Below are 18,635 nucleotides of genomic sequence, written 5' to 3'. Positions count from 1 at the left end.
GAGGGCCTGCCTAATCCGCACTCGCGTTCAGGCGCCGCTCGCCCATCCTGAACCAGGCTTTGGCGATCTTACCCTCCACCACTTCATAGATGCAGATTACATCGATTTCACCCGGACCTTCGGGGAATGTGCGCGTGACCGTCTCATGGTCGATCACCATATTGCCCATCACCATTCGGTTGAGAAGCTTGCCGTGCAGGTTCGGCTCGCGAAACCGCTCGATATGGCGCTGACGGATCTCGGCCTTGCCCGATGCCAAAAGCTGGTCGGGAAAGACGAAGTAGAGGCAGTCACTCGCCCACCATCGCATGAAGGCTTCGATATCCCGGCAGTTATAGGCTTCCAGCTGCATCTGCACGGGATAGGATACATCGGCGGAGGCAGGTAACATGATGGAACTCTCAAAAATATTCTGCCCCGCCGGTGCGAGGCAGAACAGGTGATGGGCTTACTGCTTCGGTGTTAGCGGTGCACCCGTGTACTGGTTGACGTCGCGCATTTCGGGGCTCGAGACTTTCAGCAATTCCTTTGCGTCCGCCTTGATCTGGGTTGCGACATACCAAAGTGGTAAAGACTTGAACGAGATGACCTCATCGAAATCCGTGGCGAAAGAGCCTTCATCCATGGCAACATTGCCATAGCGGTTCTGGAACCACTTCATCCAACCATTAGCGCCCTCAGAGCCGGGAGCAGGCGAGCACATGTAAGCATTTTTCGCGTCTTGAGCCACGGGAACACCCTTGGCATCGCACTGCAGCGTATTGGTCGGCTGGTGCGCGGCGGAGATCGGCGGGTTGCCCGGAAAGCTTGGGAGCAGCATGGTCACCATCGAGCCCTGTTCAATATTCCATTGAGCGGTGCTGTGGCAGCTAATGCAGCCAGAGTTCGGTCCATTTTGTACCACTGGGCCACCGCTGTTGCGAACCACATATTGGTTGGTTGCACCATCGTTCGGGCCGGAAAGGCGGCCACCCCAACCCAGCGTTTGCGTGGAATATTTCGGTGCCGCTGGATTGATCCAGTTTTCCGTCAGCTTGTCTGTTGCTGCCCTTGCCTGGGGGTCGTTACCCCACTGCACACCAAGCGGTATCATTCGTTCCCAGGGGTCCTTGCCCGGAGATGTCGCATCGTAGACCAGAGTCATGAATACCCATCCCGTCTTTGGGGAGGATTGGGTGTCTTTCACGATAATGTCGAACTGGGCTACATAACCCGGCCAGACATCCGCTGGAGTGGTGGGCTTGCCATCTGGCGCAATCAACAGATCCCAGGCCTGCGCACCTTTCAAGGCATCCCACCAATTGGTCTTCTGCTTGGAATCGGTCGATGCAAAGACGGCCGCCTTTACAATCAGTGATCCCTCGGCAAACTGGGCATTCTCTGTTTTGAGCACAGGCTTCATGGCATCCTTGCCCCACAGATTGAACATCGTGTAGGCCGCACGCGCATCGTAATAGGTCAGGACATGCGTTTGGAACGGTGCTCTCAGGCCAGTGCCGGGGAAAAAGCTATTGTCAAATTCTCCTGCGGAATAGGTGCCGCGGATGGCTTCACGAATACTGCCCGTCCAAGGCTCGTTATACCAGCCAGCCTTGCGCGCATCCCACTGGTTATAATGACTGAAAAGTGTGCGCGCATTCTCGGTTACGGCAACCTTCAAGGCATAGGCATAGGCCGGGGCATTCTGGATCGTGATCGGCTTGTTTCCAATCGCTTTCTGCCAGGGCGCATCCGTTTTCAACGGGCTCACACTTGTTGGCCAGTCATAGCTGAGCTTGAAAGTCGGACCACGATAGGTTTTGGGTGGTTTGATGCCGTTATTGTCTTGAAACGGTGTGGCGCTCAGCAGCGCCTCGTTGGATTTCGCGCCTTGCATGAGCAGGCTCTCGGCCTTGGAAGCGGTTGCAGGACAGAGGAGAGTTACGCTTAAAAGGAATAAGGATAGGCGAGTATGATTGTGTAGCATGGCAGCCTCAGGAAGTTGTCCTGGGCAAATCAGCCGCTCCATACGCTGGCGCAGTGCGCGAAGAAACTCCGCGACCGCACCGCACATAAGCAAATGATAAAGCTCCAGGCTGTAATATTCAAGTTTAACGTGAATTTCTTAATCGCGTAAACTTTCGTATTCAACCCCAAGTTATAACGGGTGCACGCTCTGGGAGAGCGTTTATCATCTGCTAACCAGTCTTTACCGCGTCATCCGAAGAAGACGCTCGCACCCTGATCCGCTGGGCCGACATTGCGTCGGAAGGGGGCGAACAATTCGCGGCCCATGCCGAATTCATTGTCGGCGAGATTGGCTTCAGCCAAAGGCCGGGACGAGAATTCTGCCGCATCCACCAGCACTTCCAAGGTGCCGTTCACGGCATCGAGGCGAATGATATCGCCATCCCTGATGCGCGCAATTGGGCCACCGTCGCAGGCTTCCGGTGTCACATGAATGGCGGCTGGAACCTTGCCGGAGGCGCCGGACATACGGCCATCGGTGACAAGCGCCACCTTGAAGCCGCGATCCTGGAGCACGCCGAGCGGCGGGGTGAGGCGGTGCAGTTCCGGCATGCCGTTGGCCTTCGGGCCTTGGAAGCGCACAACAGCGATGAAATCCTTGTTCAATTCGCCGCGCTTGAAGGCATCTTGCAATTCCTGCTGGTCGTGGAAGACGATAGCTGGTGCTTCAATGACATGGCGTTCCGGCTTGACCGCAGAAATCTTGATGACTGCCTTGCCAAGGGTGCCGGTCAGCATTTTCAAGCCACCATTGGACTGGAAGGGGGAGTCGATCTTCGCCAGAACCTTCGCGTCGCCGCTTTCTTCCGGGCTTGCCTCGCGCACAACCGCGCCCTTTTCATCAAGCCGTGCCTCAACCGTGTAGCCTTCGAGGCCCTGGCCGAAGACGGTGCGAACGTCATCATGCAGCAGTCCCTTTTTCAATAGCTGCTTGATGAGGAAGCCCATGCCACCAGCGGCGTGGAAGTGGTTCACATCGGCCAGACCATTTGGGTAGACGCGGGCGAGAAGCGGCACGACGTCCGACAGCTCGGAAATATCCTGCCATGTCAGCTCAATGCCCGCAGCGCGTGCCATGGCAACCAGGTGGAGCGTGTGGTTGGTAGAGCCACCCGTTGCGTGCAGGCCAACAACGCCGTTCACGATGGAGCGTTCGTCAATCATCTCTCCCGCTGGCGTGAATTCATTGCCAAGGGCAGTGATGGCAAGCGCACGCTTTGCCGCTTCGCGGGTCAGAGCCTCGCGCAACGGTGTGCCGGGATTGACGAAGGATGAACCGGGCATATGGAAGCCCATGATTTCCATCAGCATCTGGTTTGAATTGGCTGTGCCGTAGAAGGTGCAGGTGCCGGGGCCGTGATAGGATTTGGATTCCGCTTCCAAAAGTTCGGCGCGGCCCACTTTGCCTTCCGCGTAAAGCTGGCGAATGCGGGATTTCTCATCATTCGGCAGGCCAGACGTCATGGGACCGGCTGGAATGAAGACGGCGGGAAGATGCCCGAAGGTGAGTGCTGCAATCACCAGACCGGGGACGATCTTGTCGCAGACGCCGAGATAGACGGCTGCGTCGAACATATTGTGGCTGAGCCCGACGCCTGCCGCCATGGCAATGGCATCGCGGGAAAAGAGTGAAAGCTCCATACCGGGCTGGCCTTGCGTTACACCATCGCACATGGCCGGAACGCCACCTGCCACTTGCGCTACACCGCCTGCTTCGCGCGCTGCTTCGCGGATGATAGGGGGGAATGTTTCATAGGGCTGGTGGGCCGAAAGCATGTCGTTATAGGCGGTGATGATACCGAGATTGGGCACAACGTCGCCAGCAAGCGCGGCCTTCTCGGCGGGGGAACAGACCGCAAAGCCATGCGCAAGGTTGCCGCAGGAAAGCGTTGCGCGATGTACGCCCTTGGCGCTCGCTCGCTTCACACGATCCAGATAGGCTTCGCGGCGCGGCTTGGAGCGCTCGATGATCCGGCGGGTGATTGCTTCGATGCTTGAATTTGCAGTCATGCTCAATCCTCCATGGGAGAACCGGCGGCTGGGAGCCGCGCCGGTTTTTCTATCTGTGTGTGAGCCGCTATCTGCGACTTGAAGGCAATTTGTTCAGGGGGCCCAGTAAATTTCGAGGTCCGAAGGTGCGCGGTTCAGCATGGAGCGGATCGGCATCTCAGTCTCATCTGTCCCGGCTTGCGCCTTTTCCAGAACAGCCCGCTTGGCATCGCCCTCGATATGCAGAACCAGGAAGCGCGCATCCGCGAGCGATGGATAGGTAAAGGTCAGGCGTTGTTCGCCCGCACCGTCGGCTTCCATCGTCATCACGCCGCGGGGTGCATCGGGATCGATGGCGCGGGAGAGATGATTGCCGCCTGGGAAGAACGAGGCCGTGTGACCATCCGTTCCCATGCCAAGGATCACCACATCGAAGGGATTGCCGATATCCTCGGTTTTTTCCGTCGCGATGGCCGCGGCCTGAAGGGCAGAGGCAACATCTTGATAGAGCGGCAGGAAGGTGGCTGCTGCCGCCTTGTTCTGCAAAAGGTGCGTTGCGACGAGCAGGTGGTTCGAGCGCGGATTGTCGGCGGGAACGAAACGCTCATCCACCAGCGTGATCGTTACCTTGCTCCAGTCAATTTCCGCCCCCGAAAGCACCTCGAAAAGGCGCTTCGGTGTCGAGCCGCCGGAAACGGCCATGGAGGCCATTCCCCGCGCCGAAATGGCATTGGCCAGATGTTGCGCCACATCAGCCGCCAGACGCGTGGCCAGAACCTGTGTGTCGGAGAAACTGTGAAGACGCACCACCATGCCTATTATCCCTCGTGCCATGTGCGGCCATCACGCTCGATCAGCGCGATGGATTGGCTTGGACCCCAGGTGCCAGCCGTGTAGCCCTGTGCCGGTTGATTGGTGGCGTCCCAGCCCTTAAGGATCGGGTCCACCCAGCGCCATGCGGCTTCCACTTCGTCGCGACGCATGAACAGCGTCTGGTTCGAGCGGATCACATCCATCAGCAGGCGCTCGTAAGCGTCTGGATTGCGCACGTTAAAGGCTTCGGCAAAGCTCATATCAAGCGAGACATTGCGCAGGCGCATGCCGCCCGGACCGGGGTCCTTGATCATCAGCGACTGCTTCACACCCTCATCCGGCTGCAGGCGAATGATGAGCTGGTTGGCCACAATGCGACCAGCGGCATTTTCGAAGATGTTGTGCGGGATCGGCTTGAAGGTAATGACGATTTCCGACATGCGGCTCGTCAAGCGCTTGCCGGTGCGGATGTAGAAAGGAACGCCCGCCCAGCGCCAGTTGTTGATCTCGGCCTTGATGGCGACGAAGGTTTCCGTGTTGGAAACGCCGCCTTCCAGTTCTTCGAGATATCCTTTCACTGGCCCGCCAGCGGAAGCGCCTGCCTTATACTGGCCACGCACCGTCATCTGCTCGACGTTGCCGGCATTGATGGGCTTCAGCGCACGAAGAACCTTCAGCTTTTCGTCACGAACCGCTTCGGAATCCATGGAGGAGGGTACTTCCATGGCCACAAGGCAAAGAAGTTGCAGAATGTGGTTCTGCACCATGTCGCGCAGCGCACCGGCGGTATCGTAATAACCGGCACGGCCTTCAAGACCAACCGATTCCGCCACCGTGATCTGCACATGATCGATATATTGTGCGTTCCACAGCGGCTCATACAGGGTGTTGGCAAAGCGCAGCGCCATCAGGTTCTGCACTGTCTCCTTGCCGAGATAGTGATCGATGCGGAAGATCTGTTCTTCGCGGAAAACCCGGCCGATCGTGTCGTTCAGGTCCAGCGCGGATGCCAGATCGCGACCGATCGGCTTTTCCACCACAATGCGCGTGGATTTGGTGATCAGCTTGTGGTCACGGATCTTCTCGGAAATTGCGCCGAAGATGGCGGGCGAAACGGCAAGGTAGAAGGCGCGAACGCGATCTTTGCCATCGTCCAGCAGCTTCTTCAGCTTATCCCATCCGCCATCGGATTTCGCATCGACAGAGACGTAGTGCAGGCGGTTCAGGAATTTCTTGACCTCCGCCTCGTCATATTCGGCAGATTTCAAATGTTCCTTGAGGGCTGCATCGGCAAACTTGCGGAACTCATCATCGCTCAAAGCGCTGCGCGAAGCACCGATGATCCGCGTGGGTTCGGAGAACTGGCCCTCGATCTGTCGGTGGTAAAGCGCTGGAAGCAGCTTGCGCTCCGCAAGGTCTCCAGTGCCGCCAAACACGACATAATCAAACGGTTCAACGGGAATGATCTGGCTGCTCATGCCTCACTCTTTCCAAGTCTTGGGTTGGGTACTGAATAATCTAATCGATTTAAAAAAGCCAGATGGCTGGCTGATTTTTTGTCATGCGGGCTGTCCAATAGGCCCCGTGCGACCAATCGCAATGCGGTGGAGAAGTCTTGTTTGGCTAGGAGGTGCAACGGCAAAACCAGCCAGAACAACGAAGAGCATACATACCAGAATGGGCTTGAACACACCGCGCCGCGGTGGCGATATATCTGCCCATCCAAGTGCCTCCAGTAATTCCAATGCGCTTTCGGCCTGTTCTTGCCGCACATAGATCGATGCTCCTTTAAGAGCCGTAGCATAATGCGGAAAGTTGTTGAGCATATGAACCGGCGTAGCCACCACCACAATGCCATGCGCCTCAAGAAGCGACTGTGTGGCACCGAAATCAAAGGAGTTGGAAACGGTCGCCACGCGTACAATACAGTCTGATTTCAGCGTCATCTTCACTCGCCTATTGCCAGGGAAGATTAAAACTTGTCGCGCAGGGCGTACCAGGTCAATGCTAGAAACAGCAGTGGGCTGCGCAAACGAGGGCCGCCGGGGAAGGGGGGAACCTTCAGATCCTTGAAGAGATCAAGCTCGCTGCTGTTGCCGGCAATCGCATCGGCATAAATCTTGCCGCTATAGTTGGATAGCATAACACCATGGCCGGAATAGCCACCAATGGACGTGACGCCGGGCATGACCTCGCGGGCAAAGGGTTTACGGGGCATGGTGATGCCGACAGACCCGCCCCAGCCATGGGTGATGTTGATATTGGCCAGCGATGGATAGATTTCTGCAATCTGTCGGCGGATATGGACAGAGATATCGCGTGGACTATCCGCCGTGTAGGCTTCGCGCCCGCCGAATAGCAGCCGGTTATCGCGGCTTTTGCGGAAATAGCGCACCACGAATCGGCTATCAGCCACAGCCTCCTTGCCCGGCAGAATAGTCGGGAATTTGTCCAGAGGCTCTGTTGCGCCGATGAACGAGCGTATCGGCATGACATGGGCCGCCGTTTCCCGCTCCAGATTGCCGATATAGGCATTGGTGGCAATCAGAACGCGCTCGGCGGTGATCGTGCCGCGCTTGGTGTCGATCAGCGTTTTTCCGGAAACCTGCCGGATGCTCTGCGCCGGGGTCATTTCATGGATGCGTGCGCCCGCTTCTGCCGCCACGCGGGCAAGACCTACAAGAAGCTTCAGCGGGTGAATGTGGCCAGTGCCGGTATCGCGCACACCACAGAAGTAACCTGTCGAACCCAATCTTTCGGAGGTTTCGGTTCGGTCCATGAAGGTCAGGTGCGGATAGCCGTACCGGCCTGCCATCACCTCGACAGAATGGCGATAATCTTTCTCGTATTTTGCCTTGTGCGAAACATTGAGCTGGCCGGGCATATAGTCCATGTCGATGCCATGCACCTCTGCAAATTCCAGCAGGTGGCGCTTGGCATTTTCCGCCATGTCGAACAGGGTCTTGGCACGCTCGAAGCCCAGTTCCTCCTCCATCTCGTCCGGCCATGCACGCTGGCCGGTGCCCAGTTGCCCGCCATTGCGGCCCGATGCGCCATCGCCAAAGCGCGAGCCCTCAATGAGAACCACCGAAACGCCGCGCTTGACGAGGTTGTAGGCGGCCTGAAGCCCGGTATAGCCGCCGCCAATGATGGCGACATTCACGGAGATCGACCCATCCAGCGGCGGGTATTCGGGCCTCTCCCCCAAGCTCTCCTGATACCAGGAGAGGCCGGGCGCTATCGGGCTTTGCCAGACCATGAAACCCTCACACGTTGAGGAGCAGGAATTCACGCTCCCACGGGCTGATCACCTGCATGAAGGTTTCGAACTCCCCGCGCTTCACGCCTGCATAGATGCCGATGAATTCCTTGCCGAACACCTCTTCCAGGGCTTTCTCATCTTCCAGCAAGGCGACCGCTTCCAGAAGCCCGCGAGGCAGATCGATCGAGCCCTCATTGGCCGTGTCATAGGTCGGTTCGGTCGGTTCGATCTCCTTCATGATGCCAAGCCAGCCGCAGGCCAGTGAGGCGGCAAGCGCGAGGTAGGGATTGGCATCCGAGCTTGGCAGGCGGTTTTCGACGCGCCGCGCCTGAGGTTCGGAGATCGGCACGCGGAACGCCGTGGTGCGGTTGTCATAGCCCCAGGCATTGTTGACCGGGCAGGCCATATCCGGCGTCAAGCGTCGGTAGGAGTTCACGTAAGGGGCCAGCATCACCAGCGAGCTTGGCACGTATTTCTGCATGCCGCCGATGAAGTGGAAGAATGCCCGTGACGGGCTGCCATCCGGGTTGGAGAAGATGTTCTTGCCGGTCTTGGCATCCACCACAGATTGGTGAATGTGCATGGCCGAACCCGGCTGTGCCTGCATGGGCTTTGCCATGAAGGTGGCATAAATACCGTGCTTCAGCGCCGCTTCACGAATGGTGCGCTTGAACAGGAACACCTGATCGGCAAGCTGGATCGGGTCGCCGTGTCGCAGGTTGATTTCCAGCTGTGCCGGGCCCTCTTCATGGATCAGCGTATCGATCTCGAGACCCTGCTTTTCCGAGAAGTGGTAGATATCATCTATCAACTCGTCGAACTCGTTGATGCCAGCAATCGAATAGCCCTGGCCACCCACGATGGACCGGCCTGAACGGCCCTTTGGCGGGTGAAGCGGATAATCCGGATCTTCGTTGATCGCAACGAGATAGAACTCGATTTCCGGTGCGACGACCGGCTTCCAGCCCTTGTCGCTGTAAAGTCGCATCACGTTCTTCAGCACGTTGCGCGGCGTGTAGGGTACTTCCTCACCATTGGTGCCCACGACATCGCAGATGACCTGTGCAGTCGGATCGCTTTCCCACGGCACGACGGACAGCGTGGAAAGATCCGGCACCAGTTTCAGATCGCTGTCGCGCGGCTCGTAGCGAAAGTTCTCCGTCTCGTCTGGATATTCGCCGGATATGGTATGGCGATAGAGTGCGGATGGCAGGGCCAGCGATGTGTTGGAGGTAAACTTGGAGGTCGGCATCATCTTGCCACGCGGAACGCCCGCCAAATCCGGCGTAATACATTCCACATCCTCGATGCCTCGTGCCTTCAGCCATGTCGCTGCCTCGCGCCAGTCTGAAACGCCTCTCAGCGAGGTAGGCAGTGGCGGAGGTGCTGCCTTGACTGCGCTTCTGGATGCGGAGGCTGAGGACTTTTTCTTGGGCGGCATAAGTCACCGATCATTGTTGACGTTGAACCCATCATAATCAAGGACATGCAATTGGCTAGCCAGCATGATTGACTTTATCGTCAAGCTCGCAAACACAAAGACTGCGCCAGTTGAATGAAGGAAGATCGACGTGAAGCCTAGATATGATGTGGTCGTTTTAGGCGCAGGCGCTGCCGGGATGATGTGTGCGGCCCGTGCCGGGCGCGACGGCGCATCCGTTCTGGTGCTGGATCATGCGCGCGCTCCGGGAGAAAAGATCCGTATTTCCGGCGGTGGGCGCTGCAACTTCACCAATATTCATGCAAGTCCCGCCAACTTCATTTCCAGCAACAGGCATTTCGCAAAGTCAGCATTGGCCCGGTACACCCCACGCGATTTCCTCAACCTCGTCGAGAAGCATCGCATTGCCTGGCACGAAAAGACGCTTGGTCAGCTTTTTTGCGATGATAGCGCCAAGGACATCATCCAGATGCTGCTGCACGAAATGCAGTCAGCGCGCGCCCAGCTTGAACTGCAGCAGACGATTACCTCCATTGAAAAGACAGAAAGCGGTTTCCGCATTGGTCTTGAGCAGGGTGCAGTCGAATGCCGGTCGCTCGTCGTTGCGACTGGCGGAAAATCCATTCCGAAAATGGGGGCGACGGGCTTTGCCTATCGGATCGCGGAGCAGTTCGGTCATAAGATTGTCGAAACACGGCCGGGGCTCGTGCCACTGACCCTTGATCCTTTGCTCCTGCAAGGAATTGCTACGCTTGCCGGTGTCGCTGTGGAAGCGGAAGTCTCCCATGCAAAGACGACGTTTCGCGAAGCGCTTCTCTTCACGCACCGCGGCATAAGCGGGCCTGCGATCCTGCAGATTTCATCCTATTGGCGGGAAGGGGATGCCATCAGCCTCAAATTAAGACCGGATCTAGCCCTGCTGGAGCAGTTAAAGGTTGCGCGTCAGAGCGGCGGCAAGCAGGCCGTGCAGACAGTCCTATCCGAAATTCTTCCCCGCCGACTTGCAACCTACCTCATGGAGTCCGGTTCTTTTGCAGGCCCCATGGCGCAGCAGAATGACCGTAAGCTTCAGGCGATCACGGACGCCGTGCAGAACTGGACGATACGGCCGGCGGGTTCGGAAGGTTATCGCACCGCTGAAGTAACAATCGGTGGCGTGGACACCAAGGAACTCGATTCGAAATCCATGCAGTCCAAGCTGGTGCCGGGTCTCTATTTCATTGGCGAATGCGTGGATGTGACTGGCTGGCTCGGCGGTTATAACTTTCAATGGGCATGGGCGTCCGGCCATGCCTGCGGAGAAGAACTATCGGAAACAACCTAAAGAGGAAAATCAAGATCGTTGGCTCAATATGACACGTATTCCGATACGAGTTTTTATAATCACTAATTAACGAAGCTTAAATTTGATTTCGACTTTAGGGATTTTTATTTTTCGTTCATCCGTCGATGCGAGAAAGGAGGAAGAAAGTGTTCTGCGTGTCGTTTTTTGACAAGCAAAACCAAATAATGATGGGGAATTAGCATGGTGATCGACCGCATGCTCGCGAGCTTCAAGATCCAGACGAAGGTGATTGCCTTCATCGTTCCGTTCGTTGTCAGCATTTCAGCGGTGGGGTTATCCGGTCTCTATGCTTCCAGCCTGCTCCAGTCACGCATGGATATGTCCAATTCCGTGCTGCAATCTTTGAGCGGGTTCAAGGATGTCTATTCCAGCATGGGCTCGTTCCTGCAAAACACCACGGAGCAGGCGAAGAAAGACTTGAACGAAAAGGTTGCCTTGCAGGCTTCTCTGCTCAAGTCCGTGCGGGACGGCGCCAATTCCGAAGACGGCTATGCCGACATGCAAAATGCGGTGAAGGCGACCGAAGCCATCAGTGCACGCGTGGATCAGCTGTGGGCAGATTATCAGCAGGAGGTCTCTGTCCGCAAAAGCCTGGACGACAATCTTGCCATTCTCATTCGCAGCCAGACCGATCTTTTGAATTATGCCACCAGTGCTCGTGAAAACCTAGCCTCTGACGAAGCCTCGGCAAAAGGTTTGTTGCGCGATGCCGAGCGCCTCAACCGTGGTGCCAATGTCATTGCCAAGCTCGTGGCCGACTTCAACGGCAAGACAGTGCCGGAAGAAAAGATGGGCGTGCTGAAAGCGCAGATGGATGATTTCGTCTCTGCGGTCAAAGGCATCGGCGAAGCACTTCCTGCCGATCAACAGGTGCTGGCAAGCCAGCTTTCGGACAATATGAAGCAGATCCGCGAACAGGTGGATCAGGGTGTGAGCGACGCCACGGTCAGTTCGGTTGAGCGGACCATCAATCTGATGCGACCCTTCACCATTCGCCTGCAGGGAACGGCAACAATCAAATCCCGCCAGGCAACGGAAGTCTTCGGTAAGCTGGATGCCCCTATTGCCAAAGCAACGGCCTTCCTTGCCACGACGCGCCAGATCTTCGACGCTATCCGTGCTATTGAATTGAAGGCAGCGCGTTTCACGACCGAACCGGACAAGGCAAAGCTTCGCGAATTGCAAGATGCACTGATGATGCTGGATATTCCGGTCGGAACCCTGCTGGCCGATACTACCCTCTCACCTGAATTGCATAAGCGGGCAGAGGCCATGATGCCGGTCTCGGCCCTCATGGACAAAGACGCTGCGAAACTTCTGGATATCTCGGTCAAGCGCGATGGAGAGTTTCAGGCAGCCGGTGCCGAAATCGGCAATATCTGGGGCAAGCTGACCACATTTGCTGCTGCCCAGCGCGATGCTGCGGGTGTGGAGCGCAGCAAGGCGAACCAGATTTCCGTCACCGCCATGGTACTTGGCATTCTCGTGGCCATTTTTGCCGGAATTGGCCTGATCTTCACCTTCAAAGGCCCGATCCTGCAAATCGCTGCCGCCATGCGCAAGCTTGCCTCCGGCGATCTGGAGACCAGCATCGATGGCGAAAGCCGCGGCGATGAAATCGGCGACATGGCCCGTGCTCTTGGTATCTTCAAGGAAAATGCCCAGGCGAAAGTTCGCATTGAAGCGGCCAGCGAGCAGGAACGCGCTGCCGCAGAAGAGGAGCGCCGCCGCAACGAACAGGAAAAGCAGGAGATCGACCGTCAAATTCAGTTCGCTGTCGGTGAACTGGCTGCAGGTCTTGAGCGCCTTGCATCGGGAGACGTATCCAGCACGATCAACACTCCGTTCGTGGGCCGCCTGGAGCAGTTGCGCATAGACTTCAACAAATCCACCGAGCGCTTGCAGGATACGATCCGCCTGATTCAGAGCAATGTGACGGCCATTCAGGGGAATGTCCGCCAGATGTCGCAGTCTACGGACGATCTGTCCCGCCGCACCGAAACACAGGCTGCTTCGCTGGAGCAGACCGCGGCTGCCGTCAGCGAAGTCACATCCAATGTTCACTCCGCCGCTCAAAGGGCGCATGAGGCTCACGCCATCGTGGACGAGACGCGCCGCAATACGGATGGCTCGCTCATCATCGTTCGCAACGCTGTGAGCGCCATGCAGCGGATCGAGGCTGCTTCACAAAAGATCGGCCAGATCACGGAAGTCATCGATGGAATTGCCTTCCAGACCAATCTCCTGGCTTTGAACGCGGGCGTGGAAGCTGCGCGCGCGGGCGATGCTGGCAAAGGCTTTGCAGTTGTGGCACAGGAAGTGCGAGACTTGGCGCAGCGATCTGCCGGCGCAGCGCGTGAAATCCGGGAATTGATTGGCGCATCCACCGTGGAAGTCGATAACGGCTCTCGCCTGGTTCAGGAAACCGGACAGGCGCTTGAGACAATCGGCGAACAGGTGGCTCGCATCAATACCCAGGTGGAAAGCATCGCACATTCGTCCCGCGATCAATCCTCGGCCTTGCAGGAGGTTAACAGCGCTGTCACCCAGATGGATCAGTTGACCCAACAGAATGCCGCGATGGTGGAAGAAACCAGTGCCGCAAGCCGTCAGCTGGCCGATGAGGCAGATCAGCTTGCAGAATTGCTCCGCCAGTTCCATGTGCAGTCAGGCGGGGTGCCCCAAGGTGAAGTCCGCCGCAGCTATGCGGCCTGAAGGCTCTCAAAAGCAGTAATTTGAAACAAGACCTCTCATTCGTTGGGAGGTCTTTTACTATAAGTTATTGGCCTTGAAGCCGACGGCGGAACCGCTTTCATTATTCAACACTTGTTAAGTGGCTTGAGCCATCCTTTTGATATGCGCAGGCGGTGATGGATCGCCAGTGCCCTTGCCCGATTGCGGGAAGGAACATTGTAGGGTGGAAAAGATGCAGAAACATCGTGCACGCGCCGTCGCCTTGGCCATTGCTGAAAACCAAGCTATCTTTCGCCTTCGTCTTTTCCTCGCTGCCAGTTGCGCGACTGCCGCTCTTTCAGTCCTATTTGTTGTATTGGCAGCTTAAGAAGAAGAATAGATCCTCCTAAGGCTATCGCCTTTCTTGCGAGGGATGAATGCCCAAGATTGGGCAAAAGGCTGGCTTCGCGCCAAATGTGATGGAAAATACGCTAGATGATCACGAAATGTGGTCATGACATCTGTCAAATTTATGGGTCTTTTACTGAATCCGAATAGTCTGATCCTCGAATTTTCTACACGAGGGGCTGATGAAGAGCTTTTTTCCGAAAACAGTAACAACCAGAATGCTGCTGCTTTGCCTTGCATTGGTTGTGGCTGCGGTTGCCGCCGTATCCGGCATGACTTACATCAATCTTCGCAAGGATATCGTCGAGAGGTCGAACGAGGATGCGCGTGCTGCCATGCGCGCGATGGCCGTGCTCTATGGTGCTGCGGTTGAGGGTTCTACGATCACGGTGCGTGATGGCACCGTCAGTGCTGTCCAGCAAACGAGCAAGATGGGCTTTGCCGATCACAGCCTGGTGGACCGGGTCGCCGAATCCATCAGTGGCGTCGCAACGATTTTCGAACGGCAAGGGTCTGATTACGTTCGGGTTTCCACCAATGTAAAGAAGGAAAATGGCGACCGTGCCATCGGAACGAAGCTGGCCGCTGACCATCCAGCGCAAGCGGCGCTCGCCCGCGGCGAAGCTTATTTCGGTCCGGCAACCCTGTTTGGCAAAAGCTTCGTCACGGGCTACTATCCCATTAAGGATAGTGCCAGTGCTGTCAGTGGCGTTCTCTTCATCGGCATTCCCGCTGAAGTCTACTTCCAGCAGATTGCCGCTGCTGCCTGGATCATGATTGTCACCAGCATTCTGGCTATCGCCGCTGTTGGCCTTGTGGGCTTGATCGTGACACGCCGTTTGGTGCGGCCGCTTCCGGTTCTCACAGAAACGGTTTTGGCAATTGCCGATGGTAGGGATGTGAAGGTTCCTTATACGGATCGCGCCAATGAATTTGGCAATATCGCCCGTGCCTTGGAAGTCTTTCGTCGCAATGCCGAGGAAAAGCGCCTCATGGAGCTGCGTTCTGAAGAGGAGCGTAGAGCAGTTGAACATGAGCGTCGTCAGCATGATGAGGAGCGCCATCTGGTGGCGGGCCAAATTGATCAGGCTGTCGATGAGCTTGGTGCGGCACTGGCCCGCCTTGCGCAGGGCGATCTGACCCATACGATCAAGACGACCTTCGCAGGACGTCTGGAAACCTTGCGTCTTGATTACAACGCGTCCATGCAGCGTCTCAGCGAAACGATCAGCCGCATTCGCGAAACGACCGTCAGCATCGAAGCGCGGACCGCCCAGTTGAGTGAATCCTCCGGCGATCTTGCCCACCGCACTGAAACACAGGCAGCGTCGCTGGAAGAAACCGCTGCTGCGGTGGATGAAATCACGGTCACTGTCACCAATTCCGCCGAGCGGGCGCGTGAAGCCAATAATGCGGTTGCTGAAACAAGAAAGACTGCTGATAGCTCCTCCACCGTCGTTACCAGCGCGGTCAATGCCATGGGCCGGATTGAAGAGGCCTCTTCCAAGATCGAGTCCATCATCGAAGTGATTGACGAGATTGCCTTCCAGACCAATTTGCTTGCCCTGAATGCCGGTATCGAGGCAGCACGTGCGGGCGAGGCAGGCAAGGGCTTTGCCGTTGTTGCGCAGGAAGTGCGTGAATTGGCGCAACGTTCTGCCAGTGCCGCGCATGAAATCAAGGACCTGATCAACCAGTCCAGCACTGAGGTGCGCAATGGTTCCGAACTGGTTCAGCAGGCCGGACAGGTGCTAGCCACCATCAGCCGCCAGATTGCTGGCGCAAGTGGCCATGTGGAAGCGATTGCCACAGCCAGCCACGACCAATCGCTCGCACTGCGTGAAATCAACGGCACTGTGAACAAGATGGATCAACTGACCCAACAGAACGGTGCCATGGTCTCCGAGACCAATCAAGCGAGTGCGCGTCTGGCAGCGGAAGCGGAGAACCTGCGCCAACTGGTTGACCAGTTCCGCACCGAAACGGGTTATCAGGGCCGACGCGCTGCCTGAGAGATTTAGGATGGATTGGAATTGAGAAAGGGCGGTCCGGCGGGCCGCCTTTTTTGCACGGGCCGGCCGCGATGCGGCAGGCTTCCCATGCTTTGTATTCATCATGATGCCTTCTAATTTTGAGAAAGCCTTCCCTGATCCTCAAAGCATGCGCGGGAGGACGTCGGTCTCGCCATCCCGGTCTGTCACGCGGTGTTTTGCGGTGCCAGCAATATGCAGAACAACGCAGCCAAGCAGGATATAAGCGCAGTATTTGTGCAGTGCTTGAAACAGCAGGAAGGCTGCATCACTCTTCGGAAACAGCTCTGGCACATAGCCAAAAAAGAAAAATGGAACGCCGTCACCTTCAGGGATGGTACTCGACATCAAATACCCCAAGAGCGGTGTCACGAGGACCAAGACAAGGATGAGCTTGTGCATTGCATGCGACAGCATCCTTTCCCATGGTTTCAGCCCGACTGGTGAGTGCGGCAGTGCTGCTTGGTAACGCCAGCGCAACGTCACATGCACAAGAGCCAGCAACCAGACCAGAACTCCAAACTGCTTATGGTTGGGATAAAGAAACCCGGCCACAGGGTCATGCTCTTGCCGCCCAGTCATGAACCAGCCTGTCGCGATCAGCCCCAGGATGATAACAGCGCGCAGCCAGTGCAAAATGCGGATCGACAGCGGATATTTTGAAATCGGCCCTGTCTGAGAGATTACAGTCATGCAGTATCCTTGCTTCGCCCCATGCCGCCCATGCGTCACCGATGCACTTGGTAGAATAAGGATAGCCATTTTTTATGGAGATCTTGTCCAGATTTGATGGAGCAACAATCTAGCTCTGTGGCCTGATCCGGGGCGCGGCAGAGTCGCAACAACAGAGGTACTAGAACCCGTGATTATCCCGTTGCAGCATTTCAAGCAAATCATTCAAGTACTCAAAGGCCTGGGCAGTTCGGATCAGAAACCGCCCAGGCACTGCTTCATGGACTGCGTCAGACACTGACAAAGGTCAGGCACGCATCTGCGATCAGTTTGCGCGCGAGGCCTAAGTCTGCCCGCCGGTGTTCAACGCGGTTGGGCAACCACCACGGGGATCATCAAATCACCCCAGTTACCATTGCCGCCGTGGTGCCGGGCGGAGCGGACCAACTCTACTGAAACGCCAGCTTCTACGGCTTTCATCACCGCATGGTTCAAACGGTGCAGTTCGTTTGCAAGGATGCGGATGGCCGATTGCTGATCGGTGCTCATCGAGGTGCTTTGCTCTTCTGCACGTTCCTTAACTCGTGTCTGGGCATTCATGGCATTTCTCCTCTTGTCTTCGGGGTTCTTGAACGGTGATTATTCGGCTGCGGGTCTGAATTGGTCGTGCTCGGTCGATTCGTGCATCGCGGTGGTGGAAGACAGGCCGCCCGATATGGCAAGCGAAACCTGATCAAAATAGCCAGTGCCCACTTCGCGCTGGTGCTTGGTGGCGGTGTAGCCATTGATTTCAGCCGCAAATTCCGCTTCCTGAAGCTCGGAATAGGCGGCCATCTGGCGATCCTTGTAGCCACGCGCCAATTCGAACATGCCGAAGTTCAACTGATGGAAGCCCGCCAGCGTGATGAACTGGAACTTGTAGCCCATGGCACCCAATTCCCGCTGGAACTTGGCAATGGTCGCATCGTCCAGGTTTTTCTTCCAGTTAAAGGAGGGCGAGCAGTTGTAAGCCAGCTTCTTGCCCGGATGAGCCCTATGGACACCCTCTGCAAATTTCCGTGCCTGCTCCAAATCCGGCTTGGAGGTTTCGCACCAGATGAGGTCGCAATAGGGTGCATAGGCGACAGCGCGTGCGATACAGGGCTCAAGCCCGTTTTTCACCTGATAAAAGCCTTCTACGGTGCGGCCCTTGTCATAATCCACGAAAGGCTGGTCGCGCTCATCAATATCGGAGGTTAAAAGTTTTGCCGCTTCCGCATCCGTGCGGGCAATGACAAGGCTCGGAACGCCCATGACATCGGCTGCCAGACGCGCAGCGGTCAGGTTGCGGATATGGGCTGCGGTGGGAATAAGAACCTTCCCGCCCAGATGACCGCATTTTTTCTCTGAAGCCAGCTGATCTTCATAGTGAACACCGGCAGCACCAGCTTCGATGAAGGCCTTCATGATTTCGAATGCGTTCAAGGGGCCGCCGAACCCGGCCTCCGCATCCGCAACAATGGGTGCAAACCATGTATCGACGGAAAGACCCTTGCCTTCGGCGGTTTCGATCTGGTCTGCACGTTGCAGGGTGCGGTTGATGCGCTTTGCCAGTTCAGGTGCCGCATTGGCCGGGTAGAGCGACTGGTCGGGGTACATGGCCGACGCGGTGTTGGCATCGGCAGCAACTTGCCAGCCAGACAGATAAATGGCTTTCAGGCCAGCACGAACCATTTGCATGGCCTGATTGCCGGAAAGCGCACCCAGTGCGTTGACGAAATCTTCGCTGTCCAGCAATTCCCAAAGGCGGTTTGCCCCGCGCTCCGCCAGCGAATACTTGATCTCTACGGAGCCACGCAGACGCTGCACGTCCTGTGCGGTGTAAGGACGCTGGATACCATCGAAACGCCCCTTCGGTGCGGATGGAACAAGATTGTAAAAGTCTGTCATTTGGCTCTCTCCCGATGATGACAGTCATCTTTGACAAGTTTTACTCGCCGTTGACTGCCTTGAAGC

The 18,635-nt window shown here is 56.7% G+C and carries 14 protein-coding genes; 3 read left to right on the top strand and 11 right to left on the bottom strand.

Translation table 11 applies throughout. The annotated features are described in order from the left end of the window. Nucleotides 1–10 precede the first annotated feature (10 nt). The 8 genes from AC0JZ1_RS13540 to AC0JZ1_RS13505 form a co-directional block, all read right to left on the bottom strand. Nucleotides 11–391, bottom strand: coding sequence for a nuclear transport factor 2 family protein (locus AC0JZ1_RS13540; protein WP_471882871.1), 381 nt, complete (start codon nucleotides 389–391; stop codon nucleotides 11–13). Nucleotides 392–448: 57 nt separating this feature from the next. After that, entirely contained in the window at nucleotides 449–1,876 is a 1,428-nt protein-coding gene (locus tag AC0JZ1_RS13535) for a hypothetical protein (protein ID WP_471882870.1), read from the bottom strand. 320 nt (nucleotides 1,877–2,196) lie between these two features. Then, nucleotides 2,197–4,017 (bottom strand): phosphogluconate dehydratase, encoded by a 1,821-nt coding sequence (edd, locus tag AC0JZ1_RS13530; protein ID WP_471882869.1) that lies wholly within the window; start codon nucleotides 4,015–4,017, stop codon nucleotides 2,197–2,199. 93 nt (nucleotides 4,018–4,110) lie between these two features. Beyond that, the gene (gene pgl / locus AC0JZ1_RS13525) at nucleotides 4,111–4,809 is read right to left on the bottom strand and encodes a 6-phosphogluconolactonase (RefSeq protein WP_471882868.1); all 699 of its coding nucleotides are present in this window, start codon (nucleotides 4,807–4,809) and stop codon (nucleotides 4,111–4,113) included. A gap of 5 nt (nucleotides 4,810–4,814) precedes the next feature. After that, complete coding sequence (zwf, locus tag AC0JZ1_RS13520) at nucleotides 4,815–6,287, bottom strand: glucose-6-phosphate dehydrogenase (RefSeq protein WP_471882867.1); 1,473 nt, start codon at nucleotides 6,285–6,287, stop codon at nucleotides 4,815–4,817. Nucleotides 6,288–6,368: 81 nt separating this feature from the next. Then, complete coding sequence (locus tag AC0JZ1_RS13515) at nucleotides 6,369–6,755, bottom strand: putative signal transducing protein (protein ID WP_471882866.1); 387 nt, start codon at nucleotides 6,753–6,755, stop codon at nucleotides 6,369–6,371. A gap of 26 nt (nucleotides 6,756–6,781) precedes the next feature. Beyond that, nucleotides 6,782–8,068, bottom strand: coding sequence for an NAD(P)/FAD-dependent oxidoreductase (locus AC0JZ1_RS13510; protein ID WP_471882865.1), 1,287 nt, complete (start codon nucleotides 8,066–8,068; stop codon nucleotides 6,782–6,784). 7 nt (nucleotides 8,069–8,075) lie between these two features. Next, nucleotides 8,076–9,512, bottom strand: a complete 1,437-nt coding sequence (locus AC0JZ1_RS13505) for a glutamine synthetase family protein (protein WP_471882864.1) — start codon at nucleotides 9,510–9,512, stop codon at nucleotides 8,076–8,078. A gap of 178 nt (nucleotides 9,513–9,690) precedes the next feature. Between AC0JZ1_RS13505 and AC0JZ1_RS13500 the strand changes: the two genes are divergently transcribed. From AC0JZ1_RS13500 to AC0JZ1_RS13490, 3 genes are all read left to right on the top strand, one after another. Further along, a complete protein-coding gene (locus AC0JZ1_RS13500) occupies nucleotides 9,691–10,836 on the top strand; it encodes a BaiN/RdsA family NAD(P)/FAD-dependent oxidoreductase (protein WP_471883449.1) in 1,146 nt (381 codons plus the stop codon). A 201-nt stretch (nucleotides 10,837–11,037) separates the two neighbouring features. Continuing rightward, nucleotides 11,038–13,572, top strand: a complete 2,535-nt coding sequence (locus AC0JZ1_RS13495; protein WP_471882863.1) for a methyl-accepting chemotaxis protein — start codon at nucleotides 11,038–11,040, stop codon at nucleotides 13,570–13,572. A gap of 548 nt (nucleotides 13,573–14,120) precedes the next feature. Continuing rightward, nucleotides 14,121–15,950: a methyl-accepting chemotaxis protein gene (locus AC0JZ1_RS13490; RefSeq protein WP_471882862.1), complete on the top strand. Its 1,830-nt coding sequence runs from the start codon at nucleotides 14,121–14,123 to the stop codon at nucleotides 15,948–15,950. 141 nt (nucleotides 15,951–16,091) lie between these two features. Here the strand turns inward: AC0JZ1_RS13490 and AC0JZ1_RS13485 are convergent, their stop codons facing one another. From AC0JZ1_RS13485 to aceA, 3 genes are all read right to left on the bottom strand, one after another. Next, nucleotides 16,092–16,730, bottom strand: coding sequence for a cytochrome b (locus tag AC0JZ1_RS13485; protein WP_471882861.1), 639 nt, complete (start codon nucleotides 16,728–16,730; stop codon nucleotides 16,092–16,094). Nucleotides 16,731–17,003: 273 nt separating this feature from the next. Continuing rightward, a complete protein-coding gene (locus AC0JZ1_RS13480; RefSeq protein ID WP_377400666.1) occupies nucleotides 17,004–17,240 on the bottom strand; it encodes an SMc00767 family acetate metabolism repressor in 237 nt (78 codons plus the stop codon). Between the two features lie 39 nt (nucleotides 17,241–17,279). After that, nucleotides 17,280–18,569, bottom strand: coding sequence for an isocitrate lyase (gene aceA, locus AC0JZ1_RS13475; RefSeq protein WP_471882860.1), 1,290 nt, complete (start codon nucleotides 18,567–18,569; stop codon nucleotides 17,280–17,282). Between the last annotated feature and the right edge of the window lie 66 nt (nucleotides 18,570–18,635).

Source organism: Affinirhizobium capsici (genome assembly GCF_977018625.1).
This window is presented reverse-complemented; position numbering and strand designations above follow the sequence as displayed.

Excerpts from the sequence above, each read along its gene's own strand:
- AC0JZ1_RS13540 (WP_471882871.1), bottom strand. The coding sequence starts at position 391 with ATGTTACCTGCCTCCGCCGATGTATCCTATCCCGTGCAGATGCAGCTG.
- AC0JZ1_RS13535 (WP_471882870.1), bottom strand. The coding sequence starts at position 1,876 with ATGCAAGGCGCGAAATCCAACGAGGCGCTGCTGAGCGCCACACCGTTT.
- edd (WP_471882869.1), bottom strand. The coding sequence starts at position 4,017 with ATGACTGCAAATTCAAGCATCGAAGCAATCACCCGCCGGATCATCGAG.
- pgl (WP_471882868.1), bottom strand. The coding sequence starts at position 4,809 with ATGGTGGTGCGTCTTCACAGTTTCTCCGACACACAGGTTCTGGCCACG.
- zwf (WP_471882867.1), bottom strand. The coding sequence starts at position 6,287 with ATGAGCAGCCAGATCATTCCCGTTGAACCGTTTGATTATGTCGTGTTT.
- AC0JZ1_RS13515 (WP_471882866.1), bottom strand. The coding sequence starts at position 6,755 with ATGACGCTGAAATCAGACTGTATTGTACGCGTGGCGACCGTTTCCAAC.
- AC0JZ1_RS13510 (WP_471882865.1), bottom strand. The coding sequence starts at position 8,068 with ATGGTCTGGCAAAGCCCGATAGCGCCCGGCCTCTCCTGGTATCAGGAG.
- AC0JZ1_RS13505 (WP_471882864.1), bottom strand. The coding sequence starts at position 9,512 with ATGCCGCCCAAGAAAAAGTCCTCAGCCTCCGCATCCAGAAGCGCAGTC.
- AC0JZ1_RS13500 (WP_471883449.1), top strand. The coding sequence starts at position 9,691 with ATGATGTGTGCGGCCCGTGCCGGGCGCGACGGCGCATCCGTTCTGGTG.
- AC0JZ1_RS13495 (WP_471882863.1), top strand. The coding sequence starts at position 11,038 with ATGGTGATCGACCGCATGCTCGCGAGCTTCAAGATCCAGACGAAGGTG.
- AC0JZ1_RS13490 (WP_471882862.1), top strand. The coding sequence starts at position 14,121 with ATGAAGAGCTTTTTTCCGAAAACAGTAACAACCAGAATGCTGCTGCTT.
- AC0JZ1_RS13485 (WP_471882861.1), bottom strand. The coding sequence starts at position 16,730 with ATGGCTATCCTTATTCTACCAAGTGCATCGGTGACGCATGGGCGGCAT.
- AC0JZ1_RS13480 (WP_377400666.1), bottom strand. The coding sequence starts at position 17,240 with ATGAATGCCCAGACACGAGTTAAGGAACGTGCAGAAGAGCAAAGCACC.
- aceA (WP_471882860.1), bottom strand. The coding sequence starts at position 18,569 with ATGACAGACTTTTACAATCTTGTTCCATCCGCACCGAAGGGGCGTTTC.